Origin of the sequence: Mycobacterium sp. (assembly GCF_035603715.1) — a bacterium.
GTDB lineage: Bacteria > Actinomycetota > Actinomycetes > Mycobacteriales > Mycobacteriaceae > Mycobacterium.
The window spans coordinates 1-3,021 of record NZ_DATNJW010000185.1; the positions used below are offsets into that span (position 1 = coordinate 1).

The following is a 3,021-nucleotide window of genomic DNA, read 5'->3' on the forward strand; positions in this document are numbered from 1 at the left end:
CCATCTGGAAGCCCTCGATGTCGACCTGCCGGCGGGCCAGGTCCAGCGACGCCAGCAGTTGCTGGTTGGGCGACGTCGAGGTGTGGGTCAGAAACGCCTCGCCGAATGCATCGCGAGACTGCGAGTTGAAGTCCTGGTCGCGGATGTGGATCATCGACGCCTGTCGCAACGCCGACAGCGACTTGTGCGTCGAGTGCGTGGCGTAGACCCGGACCCGGGCCCGACTGGGATCGGGAAGCAGCCGGTGCTCACCCCATTGACTGCGGTCGATCCCCTGCATCGACTCTTTCCACTGCAGATACTCCTGGGCGTAAGCCGGTGACGAGAGCATCGATTCGAGTTGTTCGGCGGCGATCATCGCGGTGCGTTGCCGCGCCCACGGCACGGCGGTGGCGAACGCGTACCACGCCTCGTCCCACAGGAAGCAGATGTCCGGCTTGATCGCCAGCACCTCTTCCATCACCCGCCGCGGGTTGTAGACGACGCCGTCGAACGTGCAGTTGGTGAGCGACAACATGCGCACCCGGCCCAACTGCCCGGCGGCTTCCAATTCGAGCAGCGCTTTTTTGATGGTCTGCAGCGAGACGGCGCCGTAGATCGCGAACGGCTGGAGCTCGTAGGCATCCAGGTAGAGCGGGTACGCTCCGGCCAGCACCAGGCCGTAGTGGTGCGACTTATGGCAATTGCGGTCGATCAGCACGATGTCGCCCGGCCGGGTCAGCGCCTGCCCGACGATCTTGTTCGCGGTCGACGTTCCGTTGGTGACGAAGTAGGTCTGGTTGGAGTTCCAGGTATGCGCGGCCTTGTCCATCGCCTTTTTGATGTTGCCGTGCGGGTCCAGCAGCGAGTCCAATCCACCCGAGGTGGTCGAGGTCTCGGCCATGAAGATGTTGCGGCCGTAGAACTCCCCCATGTCCTGCAGCGTCTTGGAGTTGAAGATGCTGGCACCGCGGGCGACCGGCAGCGCATGGAATTGACCGGCCGGCCGTGCCGCGTAGGCCCGCAGCGCGTCGAAAAACGGTGTGGAGTAACGGTTCCTGATACCGGCGAGCACAGTGGTGTGCAGGTCGGTGACGTCGTTGAGCCGATAGAAGGTGCGGTCGTAGACATCGGATTGGTCCTCAGCCTCGGCGGCGATTGACTCGTCGGTGAGCAGGTAGAGGTCGATGTGTGGCCGCAGTTCGCGGATCCACTCGCCGCACTCGACCCAGTCGTGGGTGCGGTCGGTGGCGATCACGTCGTCGTTCCGCCCGAGCAGTGTGGTCATCAGCGGCACCCGGTCGTGAGACCGCAGCGGAATGTCATGCCGAATGATCGCCGCCTGGATCTCGCCGTTCAGCGCGACCGCGGTGATGGCGTCTTCAACGCTGGAGACCACCAGCAACTCGAACTGCACATCGTCGCCGACGTCGCGGACCGCGCGCAGGCTCTCCGCGAGCCCTTCGGGCGCATTGACCGGGGCGTCGTCGGCGAGCAGGACGGTGTAGAACTGCTGCTCCTTGGCGCGGGCCACCAATTCCTGATCGGCCAGCGACGACGAGGTGTCGAACAGCGCTGCGCGGTCGCCGTATTCGGACAGCAACCGTACGGCCAGTGACACCTGCTCGGCGAGGCTGACCGTGGCGAGCTGATCTAGATAGCCGCAGTACGCCGCGAGGTTCTCCGGGCCCGGGTAGATCCAATAGCGCTCGTAAGCGCCGAGCCGGTTGAGCAGACGCCGCACCCGGGCGACTTCGTGGCTGGTGTCCATCCCCGCGCGGTCCACCACGGCCAACTGATGGCATGCGTCGTCGAGCAGGTTCCAGGTGTCGATGCGCGAATACGACGGATTGGCCACCGCCGCCAGCGCGGAAACACACAGCCGCCTCGGGTGCCTGCCGTCTCGGTCCATCACCTCAGTGTGTCCCTCCGTCGACAGCGATGCGGGCGTTTTGTCACCTGTACCCGGATTGCCCCAACTGCCACACCGGACTCTCGCCGCCAACCCGGGTTCAGGCCTCGAAGTCGTCGTCGAGTTTCCGACCGCGGGTGATCGGAATCCAGCGGCGTGGTGCGACCTCGGTGGCGTCGGACAGCGATCGCACAACGGCTTGCGTCAACGCCATGATCGCGGCCATCACCGGAAGCAATGGCCGAAACGGCGTGACGGCCGTGCGAACCGTCTCGATGCGACGGGCCAGCACGAGACGCTCGATCGAGTGATACAGCCAAGCGCCGACCCCGAGCGCATAGATCGCCAGCGCCGCCGCGATCGCCGCCTGCCCGTAGGCCGCGCACATCACCGCGCCCAGAATCACCGTCGCCGCCAGAATGGCGGCGATCAGAGCGCGCAGCTCCAGCCGGGTCATGAATCGCCGGCGTCCCGAACCGCTTGAGCGGCTGCCCGGATCTGCGGTGTCACCAGCATCACCTGGCCCAGCACCCCGTTGACGAACCCGGGCGAGTCGTCGGTGGACAGCTCTTTGGCCAGCTCGACCGCCTCGTCGACCGCGACCGGCGCGGGCACGTCGTCGGCGTGCAGCAGCTCCCACACCGCGACACGCAGGATGGCCCGGTCCACGGCGGGTAGCCGTTCCAGCGTCCAGCCCTGCAGGTGCGACGCGATCAAGTCGTCGACGTGCGCCGCGTGCTCGGTGACGCCGCGCGCCACCGTCACCGTGTACGGGTTCAGCGGCGCCACATCAGATTTGGCCGCCGCCAATGCGGTCCGGGCGTCGGCCGCCTCGGCCGGGGTCAATCCGCGAGCCTCGGCTTCGAACAACAAGTCGACGGCGCGCTTACGCGCCTGGTGCCGTCCCCGGACGGGCCGGCTCACGCGTTGACACGTCCCAGATAGCTGCCGTCGCGGGAGTCGACCTTTAACTTGTCGCCGGTGTTGATGAACAGCGGAACCTGGAGCTCGGCGCCTGTCTCGACGGTCGCCGGCTTGGTGCCGGCGCTGGATCGATCACCCTGCAGACCCGGCTCGGTGTGCGTGACCACCAATTCGACGGTCACCGGCAGCTCGATGTACAGCGGCGC

The 3,021-nt window shown here is 66.4% G+C and carries 3 protein-coding genes and 1 pseudogene; all 4 read right to left on the reverse strand.

All coding sequences use genetic code 11. From position 1 onward, the window contains the following. Positions 1 to 1,891, reverse strand: a 1,891-nt coding sequence (locus VN856_RS07940) for an amino acid decarboxylase (protein ID WP_325687803.1), incomplete at its 3' end; no start/stop codon positions are given. Between the two features lie 100 nt (positions 1,892 to 1,991). Next, complete coding sequence (locus VN856_RS07945) at positions 1,992 to 2,348, reverse strand: antitermination protein NusB (protein WP_325687805.1); 357 nt, start codon at positions 2,346 to 2,348, stop codon at positions 1,992 to 1,994. Beyond that, positions 2,345 to 2,815 carry a transcription antitermination factor NusB gene (gene nusB / locus VN856_RS07950; protein WP_325687807.1) on the reverse strand — a complete coding sequence of 157 codons (471 nt, stop codon included), beginning with the start codon at positions 2,813 to 2,815 and terminating at the stop codon, positions 2,345 to 2,347. Before nusB ends, VN856_RS07945 begins: the two co-directional genes overlap by 4 nt. Continuing rightward, positions 2,812 to 3,021 (reverse strand): annotated as a pseudogene (locus tag VN856_RS07955) (elongation factor P); the annotation flags it as partial. The pseudogene VN856_RS07955 and the gene nusB, both read right to left, overlap by 4 nt.

Bases quoted from the DNA above. Each gene is read 5' to 3' on its own strand.
- VN856_RS07945 (WP_325687805.1), bottom strand. From the start codon at position 2,348: ATGACCCGGCTGGAGCTGCGCGCTCTGATCGCCGCCATTCTGGCGGCG.